Origin of the sequence: Zobellia sp. OII3 (assembly GCF_002211465.1) — a bacterium.
GTDB classification, from domain to species: Bacteria; Bacteroidota; Bacteroidia; order Flavobacteriales; family Flavobacteriaceae; genus Zobellia; species Zobellia galactanivorans.
This window is the reverse complement of the sequence record NZ_MWRZ01000001.1, coordinates 716,986-733,588: the sequence shown is the minus strand read 5'-3', so window position 1 is coordinate 733,588 and position 16,603 is coordinate 716,986. Positions and strand designations below refer to the sequence as shown.

Genomic DNA, 16,603 nt, shown 5'->3' with positions numbered 1-16,603 from the left:
ATGGAAAGCCCTGTAAAAGAAAAAAGAAGTTTGAACTACGTTGAAAAACCAATAAAAGTGACCAAATTTTTAGACGATAATTTTTTGCTCGAGAGCAAGCAGGCACAGACCCTCTATCACGAGTATGCCGCCCAGATGCCCATTATCGATTACCACAACCATTTACCGCCTAAAGACCTAGCCGAAAACCGGGTTTTTACGAGTATTACAAAGGCTTGGATCGATGGGGACCATTACAAGTGGAGAGCCATGCGTACCCTAGGTATCGATGAGAAATACATAACGGGCGAGGCTACCGATAAGGAGAAGTTCATGAAATGGGCCCAAGCGGTTCCGCATACGATGCGCAACCCATTGTACCATTGGACGCATCTGGAGTTGTCTCGGTATTTTGGAATTACGGAGACCCTGAACGAAAAGAACGCTTCAGCGGTATACGATGCCACTACGGAAATGCTACAGTCCCAAGACTTTGGTGCCAGGGGGCTTATCACAAAAATGAACGTAGATGTACTTTGTACTACCGAAGACCCGATCGATACACTGGAATATCACCAACAATTGGTGAAAAGCGATTTTAAGACCAAGGTGAGCACGGCCTTTAGGCCCGATAAGGCTATCTTGATCGGTAGCGAAACCTATAATGATTATGTCGATAGTTTGTCAAAGGTTTGCGACACCGAAATTACTACCTATGACGAGCTGTGTGATGCACTTCGGCAACGAATCGAATATTTTAATTTTAACGGTTGTTTCGTGTGCGACCACGGTCTATCGCACCTGTATGCCGAAGATTTTACCGAATCGGAAGTAAAAGCTATTTTCAAACAAAGAAGAAGCGGAAGTCAAGTAAGTCCCTTGGAAGCGGCGAAATTTCAGAGTGCCCTTTTGTTGTTCCTTTCAGAGACTTACCACGAATTTGGTTGGGTACAACAGTTTCATTTGGGGGCCTTGCGTAACAACAATACGAGAATGCTTTCCGAATTGGGTCCCGATACGGGATGGGATTCCATAGGTGATTATAGCCAAGGCGAGAGTCTCTCTAAATTTCTTGATACCCTCGATAGCAAAAATAAACTTACCAAGACCATACTCTATAACTTAAACCCCAGGGACAATGCCTTAATGGCAACCATGACCGGAAACTTTAACGATGGAAGTGTCAAGGGCAAGGTACAATGGGGCTCCGGATGGTGGTTCTTGGATCAAAAGCACGGTATGATCGATCAGATCAACACCTTGTCGAATATGGGACTTATCAGCTGTTTTATCGGGATGCTTACAGACTCAAGAAGTTTCCTTTCCTTTCCTAGGCACGAATATTTCCGTCGGATTCTCTGTAACCTGTTCGGCAATGAAATGGCCAAGGGCGAACTTCCCAACGATATGGAGTGGATCGGTACCATGGTACGGAACATCTGCTACAATAATGCAAAAGAATACTTCGATCTTTAATTAAGAGCTACATGAAACTATATTTAAAAGTTGTTTTTTTCAGCCTAGGTATGCTGTTGGTAAATGGCTGTGGCGAGCTTAGCGGGACCCGTACCTTGCGTTTGGCCCACGGCCTCGATGTCAATCATTCGGTACACAAGGCCATGGTTAAGATGGGTGAGGACCTGAAAAGGGTCTCAGGGGGCAAAATGCGCCTCGAAATTTACCCGAACCAGCAATTGGGTACAGAGCGCCAATGTTTGGAACTCCTGCAAATAGGCAGCTTGGATATGACCAAGGTGTCGGTAGGGACTTTGGAGAACTTCGCGCCAAAAATGAAGGTATTGGGCCTGCCCTTTTTGTTTAGGGACAGGCAACACTCATTCGATGTGTTAGACGGCCCTATTGGGCAGGAACTGTTGAACGACGGTGAGCAATATTGGCTCAAGGGATTGGGGTATTACGATGCCGGAAGCCGTAGTTTCTATACCAAAGACCGCCCCATAAATAGTCCGGAAGACCTTGAAGGTTTAAAGATCAGGGTTATGGAAAGTGTTACGGCCATGGACATGGTAAAAGACCTAGGGGGTTCACCAACGCCCATTTCTTGGGGCGAACTGTATACGGCCCTACAACAAGGTGTTGTCGACGGTGCGGAGAACAACCCGCCTAGCTTCTATCTTTCCCGACATTACGAAGTCTGTAAATTTTATACCCTAGATGAACATACCGTATTGCCCGATGTACTTTTGGCAGGTACCCATTTGTGGGATAGCCTTTCCGAAGAAGAACAAGGCTGGCTCAAGCAGGCCGTTGACGGATCCATCGGTTACCAACGTAAACTATGGGCCGAATCGGAAGAGGAAGCATTGGCCGAGGTAGAAAAGGCAGGGGTTGAAATTATCAGGCCCGATAAAAGTCTCTTTTCCGAAAAAATCAAGGATTCCTTTGACAAGTACAAGGATGACGAGGCCATGTATAAATTGATTCAAGAAATTCAAGCAACCAAATAATATGGAATTACGGAAAAACATAGACAAGGTGTTGGCCTATTTTCTCGTTACGATAATGGGCGTTATGGTGTTAAACGTTCTGTGGCAGGTGTTCAGCCGATTTTTATTGGGCTCTCCGAGCTCCTTTACGGATGAATTGGCTAGGTACCTTATGATTTGGATCGGGATATTGGGTGCGGCATATGTGTCGGGAAAAAACCTGCACGTAGCCATTGATGTTCTGCCAAAACGCTTCAGTGAAAGAACCCAGCGCAAACTACAGCTAGTGGTCCATTGGTTGGTGATACTCTTTAGCCTAGGGGCCTTGGTCATCGGAGGGTCTCGATTGGTGTATATTACGCATGTACTCGACCAGCATTCTCCGGCCTTGCAAGTTCCTTTATCCGTGGTATACTTGGTGATACCCATAAGTGGCTTGCTCATTATCTATTATAAAATATCTGACCTTCTTAACGATTAAGTATTATGGAGTATTTACCAATTTTAGTTTTGGTGCTGAGTTTTGTGGTTTTATTGGCCATTGGAACCCCCGTTGCCTGGAGTATCGCCATATCATCTGTGCTTACCATGTTGGTGAGCATTCCGGTATTACCGGCATTCACAACGGTTTCCCAACGTATAGGGACAGGACTTGACAGTTTTGCGCTTTTGGCGATTCCGCTCTTTATCCTTTCTGGGGAATTGATGAACAAGGGAGGTATCGCACACCGCTTGATCGCCTTTGCGAAGACCCTAGTGGGCGCTTTGCCCGGAGGTTTGGCCTTGATCAACATTGTTTCCGCCATGCTCATGGGGGCCATTGCAGGCTCTTCTATGGCCGCTGCGTCTGCCATGGGAAGTATTTTAGGGCCGGAGATGGAAAGGGAAGGCTATTCCCGTGAATTTGGTGCTGCCGTAAATATAACGGCCGCTACGACCGGTCTTGTCATTCCCCCTAGTAACGTGCTTATCGTCTATTCCTTGGCAAGTGGAGGGGCTTCGATCGCGGCCCTGTTCTTGGCTGGGTATATTCCTGGAATATTGACGGGACTCTTCCTGATGATCGTTGCTTCGTTCTGGGCAAAGAAAAAGGGCTATAAGGTTGGGAAACGCAGCTCGTTCAAACAGATCTTTAAGACATTTGTCGATGCCCTTCCAAGTCTTTTTATGTTGGTAGTCGTTATTGGCGGTATAGTTGTGGGAGTCTTTACGGCAACCGAAGCTTCGGCCATAGCCGTACTGTATAGTCTGTTGTTGGGACTCTTTTATAAGGAGATTTCATTCGAACGGCTTCCTAAGATTTTATTGGATTCTACCTCTACGACCGCTATTGTCATGCTCTTGATCGGAGCTTCAATGAGTATGTCTTGGGCCTTATCATACGAGAATATTCCCCAAGAAATAAGCTCTGGGCTTTTGGGCATCAGTGACAATAAAATCGTAATACTGCTTATCATCAACTTACTGCTTTTGTTCGTTGGTATTTTTATGGATATGACCCCGGCGGTATTGATCTTTACGCCCATATTCTTGCCGGTGGTAACCAAATTAGGATTAGATCCCGTGCATTTTGGTATTATTATGGTTCTGAACCTTTGTATCGGACTCTGTACGCCGCCCGTGGGCTCAGTGCTCTTTGTGGGAGTCGGTATTGCCAATACTACCATAGAAAAGGTCATAAAACCGCTATTTCCATTGTTTATCGCCATGATAATAGCCCTACTGCTCGTAACCTATATTCCGCAGCTTAGTCTGTGGTTGCCTAGTTTGTTCGATTTGTAGGATGCCCTAGCGTATTGGACCGATTTATGAACGGATTATATTTGTGGGGTGCTCGTATGCACCCCACTCTGATTTTAAGGGTAGCGAGGTAATTTCATGCTTAACACAAGCATAATAAAGCCCTAATCTTAGGGTTACGGTCAGGGCCCGAATAAGACCCATCTTTGCCGTGCAATATCCGGCATACGTTCTTATTTGAATTAGCTTGAATAATATTCAGCCGATGGGGACATCGGTTTTTTTGGTTTTAATGGCTTTCGTGTGTTTTCTTCCTTTTAAGAAATTACCGTACCATTTTCCCGAAGCCTTGATGGTGCGCTTTAAGGTTTGAAAATCGATATGCACCAAACCGAACCGCGGATAATAGCCTTCGGCCCACTCAAAATTGTCGGTAAAGGTCCATACAAAATAACCCGATACTTTTAATCCTTCCGAACGGGCCTTGTGGACCTGTGCGAGATAGTTTTGAAGATAGGAGGTTCGTTGGGTGTCATTGACTTCCCCTTCCTCCATACGGTCTTTAAAGGCGGCTCCATTTTCGGTAATCAAAATCTTGTTTACACCCTTGTAAGCGTTGAATTTTTTCAACATTTCGTATATGCTGGGCGGGTAAACCTCCCAATCCATTAAGGTCGTTGGGACGTTTCGCTCCGTGGCCTTTACAATTTTAGCCCTTAAATAGGGTACCGTATAGCTGTGGCGAACGACTTCCCGCGTATAGTTTTGAATACCGATAAAATCAAACTCAAAAACGCTGTTCTGGGCGTCTTCGGGTCTTTGGTATTTTTTTATTTTCCGAAGAACGGGTATACTTTCATTAGGGTAACCAAGGCCCAGGCTCGGTTCAACAAACAGTCGGTTTAAAAGCGCATCGGCCTTGTGGGCTGCCTTGATATCCTTTTTGCTTTTGGAGCGAGGTGTAATTTGCGAACAGGAAAAAGTGGTTCCGATTACGGCCTTTGGTACGGTTTTGCGTAATGTCTTTCCGCCCAAGGCCTGACATAGAACGGCGTGGTGTATAGCGGGAAGAAAGTTTTTGAGTCCCTTTTTACCAGGGGCGTGTACGCCTAAAAAATAGCCCGCCCCGGTAAATACCATAGGTTCGTTGAGTACCATCCAATGTTTGACGCGGTCACCGAAATTTTCGGCGCAAATTTGTGCATAGGCTTCGAACCAATGAAGTATTTTTCTATTGGTCCAACCGCCTAGGTCTTCAAGGGCCTGGGGTAGGTCCCAATGGTAGAGCGTGACCCAGGGGGTAATGCCGCACTCGAGACAAAAATCAATGAGGGCGTTATAGAAGTCGATTCCTTTTTGATTCACCTTGCCCGTACCGTCGGGCAGTATTCTCGACCATGATAATGAAAAACGGAAATGGTCGATATTCATTGATTTCATCAGGAGAATATCGGCTTTGTACCTGTTGTAGAAGTCACAAGCGATCTGCCCGTGTTGGTCTTGAAAAATGTTTCCTTTTTTGCTTACGAAGCCATCCCAAATTGATTTTCCCTTTCCATCGGTTTTATAGGCGCCTTCAATCTGATAGGCTGCGGTAGAAACGCCCCAGACAAAATCGGTTCCAAAATCTTCAGCTTGCAAGTCAAATAGGGGAGTCCCACTGGTATGCGTCATTTAAAGAGGTCTGTTTTTTTGAACCGTTAACGATTCTTGTAATACCGATTCTATTATTTCATCGGTAATATCGGGGTAGTGTACATCTAACCTGACTTCGGTGTCTACCCAATCTTTTATCTTGTCAATATGCTTCATCTTTAGTGATTTGATTACCGGAACCCCCATTTCTTTTAGGGCGGCGGCATTGCACTGCTGTTCATATTGACCTTTCATGGGGATGACCAAAAGTTTCTTCTGCATATGTAAGGCTTCGGCCGGGGTCTCAAAACCTGCGCCGCAAAGCACCCCCTTGCTGCTTGCCATACTTTTTATAAACGCCTCATTGGTAATGGGGCTAATGGTAATATTGTTCGAAAAAATCTCTTTTTGGTTGTGCTTAGAGAATACCTGCCATTTTACAGCCTTTATTTGAGAGAGCATATGGAGGAGTTTCTCATCGCTGTACGAGGGAAGGTAAACGGTGTAGTGTTCTCCCGAGGTGCGGGTAGTGGACCTAACATCTTGTCTGATGATCGGGGTAAATATACGTTCGTCATAAGATTTAAAATGGAATCCGTATTGGGTAGTTGACGGTGCGTATTTTTCGAGTATGATCTTACCTATGGGGTCGTTTTTCTTTGGTTTGGGCGCATAGCGAGATAAAACGGCCGCCTGGTGGCTCAATGCCACACAAGGAAGGTTCTTGGTCTTGCAGGCCCATGCCGAAATGGGTTCAAAATCGTTGATGACCAAATCATATGCCGCCACCGGAACGCTTTTTATTTCCTTCTTTATCCTGGCGGAATTTGTCTTTAGATAGGTGCTCCACATATCAACGCCACCTTTTTTTCCGAATATAAAACTCCATCCGCTTAGCTGGTATTTTACGGGAAAGGGAAGTTTAATATCGGCTTGGGTGCCACTGACCAGTATATCTAGTTCTATATTCTTTTTCATTAAGGCGGGAATGATGTCGCGAGCCCTGCTCAAATGCCCATTTCCCGTGCCTTGTATGGCGTAGAGTACTTTCATCTACCTTGTTTTTTGAGGTGGGTCATTTACTTACTTTTGATGCGACCATATCGTTGAACTCTGACATAAGGCTCTGGAAAAGTTCTTTTTTTTCCAGCATATCAACATGGTCGTTATGGTCTGAATTGTAGGATTGAATGTACATGTCGTCTTCGTACCTGTATAGTTCCCATTTGCCTTTGGTGTATTCAAGTGCGGTAAGGTTTTCGATCCAATCTCCCGAATTTAAGTAGATTACCGAACCGTTTTCGGTTTCTATGGATTTGATCTCGGGTTGGTGAATATGGCCACATACGACGTAATCAAAATCGTTTTCTATGGCAATATCCGCAGCGGTTTGTTCGAAGTTGTTGATAAACTTTACTGCCGATTTTACACTGTTCTTTATTTTTTTGGACATGGAAACAGGACCCCTACCAAATTTTTTATAGCAGAAATTTACGGCGCTATTGATGAGTATGAGGGTATCGTATCCAATGGCCCCCAACTTTGCCAACCATTTCGAATGCTGCATGGTAACATCAAAAACATCGCCGTGAAAGATCCAGGCCTGCTTGCCATGTACCGTTAAGACCAGTTTATTGACGATACTGAAGGAGCCAAGCTTAAATCCGGAAAATTTACGCATCATTTCATCATGGTTGCCGGTAATGTAGTGTACCTGTACACCTTTGGCAATCCACTCCATAAGCAATTTTACCACCTTCATGTGCGATTTGGGCCAGTAACGTTTGTTGAACTGCCATATATCTACAATATCGCCGTTGAGCACTACTTGCTTCGGGTTGATAGATTTTAGGTACTTGATAAGTTCTTTGGCATGGCAACCATAGGTGCCAAGGTGTACGTCTGAAATGACAACAATATCAACAGGTCTTTTTTTCATGGTAACGAAGGGGGCTAGGCTTTCTGGGTTTTTTGAATTTTAGGAGGCGAAAAATAGCTTCTAAGTTGCGAAATTAGAATGTGGGCCATAAGGGCGGATAGGTATACCGGAACTATTTTCATACAGAGAAAACAAGTTTCGATAAAGATTGGGTTTTTAGTTGACACGGCCGTAAACTCTAGATTAACAATTTGTTAGTTAATCTTTACGTGTGAAGAGGTGGTTTTTCGGCATGAAAAAACCGGTGCATGAGACAAATACACCGGTTTTACTAAACTAACTCAAACTAGACTAACTCAAATAATCACAGGGTAAAATTCGTTTAAACACACTGTTGGGGAGTTAACTTAATATCAAGCTATCATTATGAAAATCATTGTTTCAATCTTTGTTTAAGGATAGGACTTTTCCGGGCATGTTCGGCGCTTCGGTTTTAAGGTCCAAAGCCTTTAGAACCGTTGGTGCTATCTGGTTGCTGTATAGTTGTTTCGGACTTGAGATTTCACCATGGGCGGAAACGCCTTTTCCAAATAAAATCATCCATACCTGTCCGGCACCTTTTATTTTGTCGCCGTGGCTTTTCCAAGTTTCCAAAGGTTGGGTGCCCCTTCCGTGGTCTGTAGTGATTATAAAGAGGGTCTTGTCTTTGTAGAAAGGGTCTTGTTGAGTGAAATCGTACAGGTTTTTGAGCAGGGCGTCGGTGTTATGGGCCGATGTCAAGTAGGCTTCGTAATTGCCGTCATGGGCAAAGTCATCGGTTTCCCCATAGGCGATATAAGTTAATTGGGGGTGGTTTTTCTTCATATGCTCAATAGCATAATAGTGGGTAAATGCATCCAAACGAACGGTGCCCCATGGGCTGGGGACCTTTGGCTGTAGTTCGTTCAAGAATTTTTCGCGCTCGTTGAGCTGATCGCCTTTGGTAATTTCAAATCCGGCATTTACCGGTACCCCGGAACGTTCTTCGTTTACGATGAAAGGAAAAACATCCCAACTGCCAAAAGCGGCGACTTTGTTCTTATAGCGCTCATCCGAATGGGCGATTTCAAGAATGGTGGTGTTGGGATTGGGAATTTTGTCGTTACTGTTTATGCGTTTATCATCGGCCTTTCCGGTCAATATTTCATTGTAGCCCGGATATGAAAACCACATTCGGTTGGTAAGGTCTACCTTACTCCCGAGGTTTCGATTGCCATGTATTTGTCCTTTTTGCGAGAGGGTATTCCAAACAAAGGGCATTAAGGCCTTTCTTCTTTCTTGGGGCGTTGGTTTCCAAAATCGGGATTTCAATGCCGTGGTATCGTGAACGTAGGCGCGGTTTGACACCAAAAGGGGATCCGCTCCGGAAAAGAGTTCTTGCCATCGTAGTCCATCCAAAGTAATCAATATCACTTTTGTATCGCTCTCTTGAGCTTGGGCATTTACAAAAAGAAGTCCAAAAAGACAGAATATCAGTTTTTTCATGGGGTGTTGGTTTTAAAGGTTAAGGTGTTCGACCAGTCGCTCCAATTCAGGTGTTGGTCACGATAACGAACGCGCCAGAAATAGGTTGTGTCTGGCTTTAGTCTTTTAGAAGCTTCATCGGTAAGATCGTCACCTTCTTGTCTATTTTCAAGATAATACCAATTTTCCGACTGTTTCCAACTATCTAAGATCAAATCTGAAAAATCGGCATTGGTAGCAATTTGCCAATGCGTTGCGGCATGATAGGCTCCCTCAAATGAACTGGCGAAACTGCCGGCTTTAAGTGTGGTTCCGGTAAATGCGATGTTTTCTCCCTTGGGGGAAATGGCTTCGGGCGTTTCGGGCTTGTGGCTTTTGGCGTAAATGGTAATTTCATCGGTCTTTTCGTTGGATCTTGAGATGTTTTCATTGCCCCTGCTTATTCGTTTTAAAGTGAATTTAGGACGGCCCTCGGTGGCATCTACCTCTACCATGACAAAGCCATATTCATCTTGGGTTACGGTAAATTCGTCGTAATCGCGACCCTCAAATTCGCCCCAGTTGTCTATAGCACCACCGGCCGAAGCAACATTTACCCAAAGGTGTTTGTGGTCTTTCGATTGCCCTCGCGAATAGCCATGGGTGTGTCCGAAGAAGTGAATACTGGGTTTGCCGGTTTTTGTGGTGAAATCTTCAAGGAGCTTAATTACTTTTCCGGTAGATTCCTCTTCTCCGGGTATCCATAATTCCGATTTATGCGGATGGTGTAATTGGGCGAATACAAAGTCGATATCGGGGGTTTTGGCGGCTTCTGCCAAAACCTCCTTCAACCAGGTGTATTGTTGTTCTATATCTCGGTAGCCTTCGTTGGAATTCAGGCCGATGATGCGCGTATTGCCATAATCTTTATACCACCAGTGTTCGGCATAGGCAGGTGTTCCATTTTTTGGCAGGCTGAAGTATTTGAAGTAATAGGCCGAATTTTTTTCATGGTTGCCCAGTACGGGGTAAACGGGAACCTCCGAGAACAGTTTTTGTGCTGGGGCAAAGAAGTCGTCTTTCCACTGGTCGTATTTGGTGCCGTTTTCAACAAGGTCGCCAGGCACTAAAACCAATGCGAGGTTATCGGGAAGTTCTTTACCGTACTCCGTTTTAATATAGGGAAGAATACCCTCGTTTACGATTTCTGAAAACTTATCAGGATTCAAGTGGTCTTTTTGTATATCGCTCATGGCAAGCATATTGAACGATTGGTTGTCGCTTGCAAAAGGGGGAGTCTTGAACTGAAAGATGTCCGATACCGTTTTTCCGGTGCGTACACGGTAAAAATAGGTGGTAAACCTTTTAAGGTTTTCTAGTTGAACTTCGTGTATTCTAGAATCGGTAAAGTTGACGTCGAAGGCTTTGCCCTTTGTTTTTTTTCCCAGTTTCTGGGTCGTGCCCCACTCTACGATACTCTCTTCCCCACTAGAGGTTTGCCACATTATTTTGATGGAATTTGGGGTGGCGTCTTGTAAGTACGGAGATACCAATAAGCTAGATTGGACTTTTTGCCCATGTACTAGCGTAAAGAGCATAAAGGTTAAAATTAAGAGAGGTAAGGTATTTTTCATTTTTTGAGTTGGTTTAAAGGTTTAGCGAAGTAAGGGAATTATCGACAATTTGAATGGCCTCTTTAAGCTTATCTTCGGAAATAGTGAGGGCTGGGGCCAGTTGGAGTACGTTACCGGCCGAGACCTTAAAACTAAGTCCGTTTTTTAGACATTCGTACATAACTTTCTCCGCTTCGTGTATAGCTTTCTTTTTGGTCGTATGGTTCTTTACGAGTTCAATGCCCCAGAGTAGTCCTAAGCCGCGAACATCGCCTATAATATCATGCTTTGCTTGAAGCCTGTTCATTTCTTGGTACATGAAGTCCTTATCTTTTTTCACTTTGCTCAGCAGTCCTTCTTCTTCGATGATTTCTAGGGTTGTCAAAGCTGCAGCAGCTCCAAGGGGGCTCTTTTCATGGGTGTAATGGCCCAAGGAAATATCACTGAATTTATTATAGGAATCACGGGCAACGATGGCGGCCTGAGGAAAGATACCACCTCCAAGGCCTTTTCCCAAACAAAGTATGTCCGGTTCTATGTTGTAATGTTCAAAAGCGAACATTTTTCCGGTCCGGCCCAGGGCTATGGGGATTTCGTCTAAAATCAATAGCACGCCATATCTATCGCAAAGTTTGCGGGCTTCTTTCCAAAAAGCTTTGGAGGGAACCTGTACATCGGTATTCCGTACGGTCTCGGCCAAGAAGGCCCCTATATCGCCTTCCTTTGCAAATACATACTCTAGATATTCTAGGCATTTAGATTCGTTGTTTTCATAGATACCACGGTAGGTCACTGGTGGCGGTATACGTTCGACCCCGGGCATCATCGGCCCCATGTGCTCGCGAAAAACAGATTCCCCACCTACGCTTATGGCATCTAAAGAGGCACCGTGAAAGGAATCCCAAAATGAAACTACCTTGAATTTACCGGTGACCGCCCGTGCCAGTTTAAGGGCGATGCCAATGGCGGCACTACCATTGGGGGTCATAAGTGTGCGGTTGAGGTCCGATGGCAAAAGCGAGGCCAGTTTCTCGGCAAAATTAATGGCCGTTTCATTGGTATAACGCCGGGTAGAAAAGGTCAGTGATTGCAGTTGTTCGGTAAGGCGCTGTACGAGTTTGGGGTGTGAAAACCCCAACTGATGTACGTTATTGCCATGAAAATCAAGATATTTTTTACCGGAAAGGTTTTCTATATAGGGCCCCTCACAGTTTTTAAGTACGTCGAGACAGGGAGATGATAGGGCTTGGTGAAAAAAATAACGGGCATCTTTTTCAAGGAGGACTTTTGTAGTTTCATCGATTTCGTGGTCTAACCAAGCCTGTCTGGCAGGGGTGTAATTAATATCGCCCTCGGTTCTTTTGTTGGGTTTGATTTTTTTATTCGGATGCATAAGGACCGTGTTCTGATACAACTTCCCGCGTTTCTGAAGTATCGTTCAAAATAAATATTCTATAAGATGCCCCTCCTTTTTCAACCCGTAAGACTACGTGGCCGTTTTGACTTTTATATTGGTCAAGTCGCTCTCCGATGACATCTTTGTTGGCTTGCAGCATTGCCGTACTGAAAACATCCCGCTCACCCGGATAGAGTTCCCTAGATGTAATCCGGCGTAAGACTTCTTCGCCCGGATGGTCGCTAGACCAATTTTGTTGTATCCAGACCCGGGGCCTTAAGCTTCGTACGTAAAAGCTATTTTGGGAATCGCGATTGCCATGGTGGTTTAAGGTGGCCACATCAACAGCGCCGATGATAGGGGCAATGTTAGACTCCAATGAAGTAATATCGGTGCCGCCAAAAGCGTCAATACCGCTGATATCCCCTCCGGTAAAATAGTCGAAATCGCCATAACTGATTTTAAGGCAAGTGCTTAAGGGGTTCTCACCAGAATATTCGCCCTTTTTGAACAGTGAAAAGGTTTCGTTTGAACGGCCCGTCCATATATGGCCGTTAACCGCAATGTTTCGAATATTGAAATCTGGAAAATCTTTGGCTTGTGTTTTAAGGGCGATCTGGTTCACTTGACCCGCTTCAAATATTTTATGTTGGAGTCCGGTGGTCTTTGTTTGATGGGAAATGAACTTCCAGTAGTTTTGAAGCGTGGGAATCATTCCATAGGCATCGTTTTTATTGATTTCCTTTTGGATTTCAGTATCCTTGAGGTCGATAGGAAAATGGCTTCCGCGGTCTAGAAGGGTTTTAATGGGGATGTGGTGGCCTACTTCGGTTATTCCAGTCAGGGCGTAATCCCCTTCTTTTATTAGTTTTCGATTGGCATCCATTTCCCCGAAATGATCATCATGGTAATGGGTGATGAGGGCGTAATCGAGTTGTAGGATTTTGCCTTTTGGAGCGAATTGCCCAATATAGTCAACAATCCATTCCGGAGCCGATTTAGAATTATTAGGTACCCGTTTGGCATTTCTGGCGGAAAGGGTCCGGGCATGGGTCTCAGATAGGTCTCCAGCGTCTATCAAAAGGGTTGTGCCGTCCGGAAGAATGAAAAAAGCGGCATCGCCCCTGCCTGTGTTGATATGGTGTATGTCTAGCATGCCATATTTCCAGGGAGTCAGTTCATTGCCATTTTGCTGGGCACAAACTGTAGTACCCAGCGAAAACAGTGTTATAAAACAAAAATTGAGAAACTTCATTTAATCGGTGGTTAATAAGGGAGGGGTAAGTATTTGTTTGGCAGCATCGCCTTCTTCTACAAAAACATCCAACCAACCATCGCCCCCACCATTGAACCAAAGTACTTTAATGGCGTGCTTGCCTGGTTTTAGGTTGATTTGGCCATCTTTCGTCTTGACACCATGATCCCCATCATTATCCACTATCAGTTGGTTGTCAATAAAGAGTTGGCTTCCATCATCTGAGCGAAGGTAGAACCTATAATTGCTGTTTTCTTTCACCTGGATATACGAGGTGAACCTTACTACGGTATTGCTCTTGACCTTGTCTTTTATTTCATCTGAGGTTATTTCGAAGGTGTTGCCCGTTGCATTTGGTTTTTTTTCGCCCAAGGCAGGTAAAAACAAAAGCTTGTCCATGTAAAAAAGCTCGTATTTTACGGGTTTTGATAGGGTTTTGGGTTGTATTCTGAAAAAGGCCTCTGCTACCGGACTATTAATTTTTCCACCTCTGAACATCGCACTTTTTACTACCGTATTTTGGGTTAGCGGGATAGTCTTTTCGTAAGATTTGGAAGTTTTTGTGGGCAATGAACCGTCAAGCGTATACCGGATCACTCCCGTTACATTGGGGTTTTCGATTTTCAGGGAAGCCTTTTCGACGAAAACTCCGCCCGCTTTTTTATAGCCTTCCGCCTTAGGGGAAATAAGAGGTTCCTTCAACTGCTCAAGAACGGTATAGCCATCTTTTATTTCATGACCTTGAAAGGCCGATATAATAGGTTTTCCTATCCATGCATGTGGAGTTTTGATTCCGAGGGCAAAGGCTACCGTGGCAGCGTTGTCGTATTGGTATACCGGATGGGTGATTTTATGGTTTTGCTTCACCCCTTTTCCCCAAACGATAAACGGAATTTCGATTTCTTTGAGCGATTCGCCTCCGTGGCCTTTCCCCAAGCCTCCGTGGTCGGCACTTACGATGACCAAGGTTTTATCCGCTAAATCGGCCTGTTTTATGGCCGTGATGACTTGTTTCAAAAGGGCATCGGCCTTTTCGACCGATTCGTAATAGTGCGGTGTGCCATGGCCAAATTCGTGGCCCGCATGGTCTACATGGTCAAAATGGATGAAGGTCAGTTTTGGTTTTTTGCTTTTAATGTAGGCGCTGGCCAAAACAGCCGTTTCGTCTTCCGTTTCCGGGTTCACGTCATAATCAACCGCACTTTTCTCGAACAATCTTCCAAAACCGCTCCAATGATAAATGCTTCCTATTTCAGCGGAGGCTATTTGGTCGTGGGTCAATTGAAAAATGGTCGGAAAGATAAACTCTTCGCTTTGTGTTACCGCCGGAAGGGTAAAATTATCGCGTTCCCAAGCGTTGGAGGTAATACCGTGTTGTTCGGGGCCGGCACCCATGATCATTGAGGCCCAGTTGGAACTTGAACTCGTAGGAAGCACTGCCCTGGCATGCAAGGAATAGGCGCCTTCTTGCATGAGTTTATCAAAAGTCGGGGTATGTGCATTTTGCAGTCCGTCTGGACTCAGTCCGTCAAAACCTATGACCACTACGTGTTCGATGCCGAGGTTTGGTGCTTCTTGTGCCGTTGCGTAGTGGGAACATATTCCACAGAGCGTTAAAACACGAATAAGCGATTTTAGTAGTTTCATTTTTTGGGTGTAAGATTAAAATCAACAAGGAGGGTTGCCCCGATTGCAAGCCGAGGCACCCCCTGTTTTTACAATAAATGTTTTAATAGCGGCTTCCGGTTTCCCACCATCCTTTGGAATTAATGTTATCTCCACCGATGCTTTCAACTGCAGCTTTGTAATTGACCTCGTTGAGTGTTTGTTCGCTAGAAGGATATAAAAATCGAACAGGGTAACGACCTTGGTTCTCGTTGTCAGGTCCGGCCTCGAGTGCAGGTAGACCAGTTCTTCTATAATCGAACCAACCTTGGTAATCGACGTTCCATAGGGCCAGTGTTTTTTGGGTCATTAGCAATTCTACGCTTCCATTGTATGCTACGGAAGGTTGTGCCAAATAAGTATCGATTACGGCATCATCGGTTACGCCCCAGTATTTCATACTTTGTCGGATGCCTTCATTATAAAATGTTTCGGCATCACCTGAAATGAACCCTCTTTCCGCTGCTTCGGCCAAAATAAAATAAACCTCGGAGCTTTTTATAACGAAAGCCTCGGCTTCGGTTCTGGAGAAGTAGAACAATTCAACATCCAATCGGCTAGGGCTATTTGCATCATCGTAAGCCCTGGCATTATCTTGGTTCAGTCCAATGGGTATGCCAACATACTCGCCATTGCTATTGCGGTCAAACCAAATATCCAATCTAGGGTCGTTGAAACGGGTCAGATATTCCAGTCCTGTAGTACACAAACTTTTTTCGTCAAAACCACCGATACGTCCTGTGCTTTCGGGCCAGGAATCTGTATTCGAGGTGCCGCTAAAGGTAAGGGTCGCGTTGTCGTCGTTTGTGGTAATGTAGTTGCCGTCGTTAACAATGGCCTGCATTTCTGCGGATACATCCCTTTGTTTGGAGATGCGCAATAAGTAACGCAATCGCAGGGAATTTGCCAGTTTTCTCCATTTGGAGGCATCCCCATCGTATATCACATCGCCGGTAGCTCCGGTTATGGGTTGACCTTTGGACAAAACCGCATCGGCTTCGGCTAAATCAGCAAGTATACCATTGTAAATAGTTTCTTGGTCATCATATTTGGGGGTAAAAACACCCTCGGATTTACCTACAAGGGCTTCTGTATATGGAACGTTGTTATAAAGATCCGTTAAATTGGCAAAGCAAAGTGCCCTTAACGATAAGGCTATACCTTCATAGGTACTGTTCTTAGTGCCTTCTGTCCTCGATATTTCCAAAATATCGTTCACCTCCGGTAAAATCTGATAAAAGAAGTTCCACAGTCCTTGATCTCCCCATTCAAATTGGCCAAAACCTGGAAAGTTGTTTTTTGCCATGAGCTGGGTAATGGTGTTTCCGTCAGAATACCCTTCTTGGGTCAAGGTACGTACTATTTCAGAAGTAGCCGTAGCCGTAAGCAGATTTGCGCTTACTGCCTCAGGGGCATTGGGGTTTGAGTTTATTTCTTCAAAATCATCGGTACAACCAAGTAGGTTTAACCCCGTGATAAAAATTATCGCTATTATTTTTGATGTTTTCATCT

The 16,603-nt window shown here is 44.7% G+C and carries 13 protein-coding genes; 4 read left to right on the top strand and 9 right to left on the bottom strand.

Going from position 1 to position 16,603, the window contains the following annotated elements; genetic code table 11:
* Positions 1–51: 51 nt before the first annotated feature.
* From uxaC to B4Q04_RS03055, 4 genes are read left to right on the top strand one after another with little or no spacing between them, the layout of a single operon-like run.
* Entirely contained in the window at positions 52–1,455 is a 1,404-nt protein-coding gene (uxaC, locus tag B4Q04_RS03070) for a glucuronate isomerase (protein ID WP_236630984.1), read from the top strand.
* An 11-nt stretch (positions 1,456–1,466) separates the two neighbouring features.
* Positions 1,467–2,447 (top strand): TRAP transporter substrate-binding protein, encoded by a 981-nt coding sequence (locus B4Q04_RS03065; protein WP_013992940.1) that lies wholly within the window; start codon positions 1,467–1,469, stop codon positions 2,445–2,447.
* Between the two features lies 1 nt (position 2,448).
* The gene (locus tag B4Q04_RS03060) at positions 2,449–2,907 is read left to right on the top strand and encodes a TRAP transporter small permease (protein ID WP_013992939.1); all 459 of its coding nucleotides are present in this window, start codon (positions 2,449–2,451) and stop codon (positions 2,905–2,907) included.
* Positions 2,908–2,912: 5 nt separating this feature from the next.
* A complete protein-coding gene (locus B4Q04_RS03055) occupies positions 2,913–4,208 on the top strand; it encodes a TRAP transporter large permease (protein ID WP_088695971.1) in 1,296 nt (431 codons plus the stop codon).
* Positions 4,209–4,424: 216 nt separating this feature from the next.
* Here the strand turns inward: B4Q04_RS03055 and B4Q04_RS03050 are convergent, their stop codons facing one another.
* The 9 genes from B4Q04_RS03050 to B4Q04_RS03010 form a co-directional block, all read right to left on the bottom strand.
* Positions 4,425–5,840 carry a GH1 family beta-glucosidase gene (locus B4Q04_RS03050; protein ID WP_088695970.1) on the bottom strand — a complete coding sequence of 472 codons (1,416 nt, stop codon included), beginning with the start codon at positions 5,838–5,840 and terminating at the stop codon, positions 4,425–4,427.
* On the bottom strand, positions 5,841–6,854 hold the full coding sequence (locus tag B4Q04_RS03045; protein ID WP_088695969.1) for a glycosyltransferase family protein: 1,014 nt from the start codon (positions 6,852–6,854) through the stop codon (positions 5,841–5,843).
* A gap of 22 nt (positions 6,855–6,876) precedes the next feature.
* Complete coding sequence (locus tag B4Q04_RS03040; protein WP_088695968.1) at positions 6,877–7,740, bottom strand: UDP-2,3-diacylglucosamine diphosphatase; 864 nt, start codon at positions 7,738–7,740, stop codon at positions 6,877–6,879.
* Positions 7,741–8,121: 381 nt separating this feature from the next.
* On the bottom strand, positions 8,122–9,204 hold the full coding sequence (locus tag B4Q04_RS03035; protein ID WP_088695967.1) for a sulfatase-like hydrolase/transferase: 1,083 nt from the start codon (positions 9,202–9,204) through the stop codon (positions 8,122–8,124).
* The gene (locus B4Q04_RS03030) at positions 9,201–10,760 is read right to left on the bottom strand and encodes a fibronectin type III domain-containing protein (RefSeq protein ID WP_236630959.1); all 1,560 of its coding nucleotides are present in this window, start codon (positions 10,758–10,760) and stop codon (positions 9,201–9,203) included. Before B4Q04_RS03030 ends, B4Q04_RS03035 begins: the two co-directional genes overlap by 4 nt.
* A gap of 49 nt (positions 10,761–10,809) precedes the next feature.
* Positions 10,810–12,168, bottom strand: a complete 1,359-nt coding sequence (locus B4Q04_RS03025) for an aspartate aminotransferase family protein (RefSeq protein WP_088695965.1) — start codon at positions 12,166–12,168, stop codon at positions 10,810–10,812.
* Positions 12,155–13,426, bottom strand: coding sequence for a ComEC/Rec2 family competence protein (locus tag B4Q04_RS03020; protein ID WP_088695964.1), 1,272 nt, complete (start codon positions 13,424–13,426; stop codon positions 12,155–12,157). The genes B4Q04_RS03025 and B4Q04_RS03020 overlap by 14 nt, the downstream gene beginning before the upstream one ends.
* Complete coding sequence (locus B4Q04_RS03015) at positions 13,427–15,073, bottom strand: alkaline phosphatase family protein (RefSeq protein ID WP_088695963.1); 1,647 nt, start codon at positions 15,071–15,073, stop codon at positions 13,427–13,429.
* Between the two features lie 82 nt (positions 15,074–15,155).
* Positions 15,156–16,601 (bottom strand): SusD/RagB family nutrient-binding outer membrane lipoprotein, encoded by a 1,446-nt coding sequence (locus B4Q04_RS03010; RefSeq protein WP_088695962.1) that lies wholly within the window; start codon positions 16,599–16,601, stop codon positions 15,156–15,158.
* Positions 16,602–16,603 lie beyond the last annotated feature (2 nt).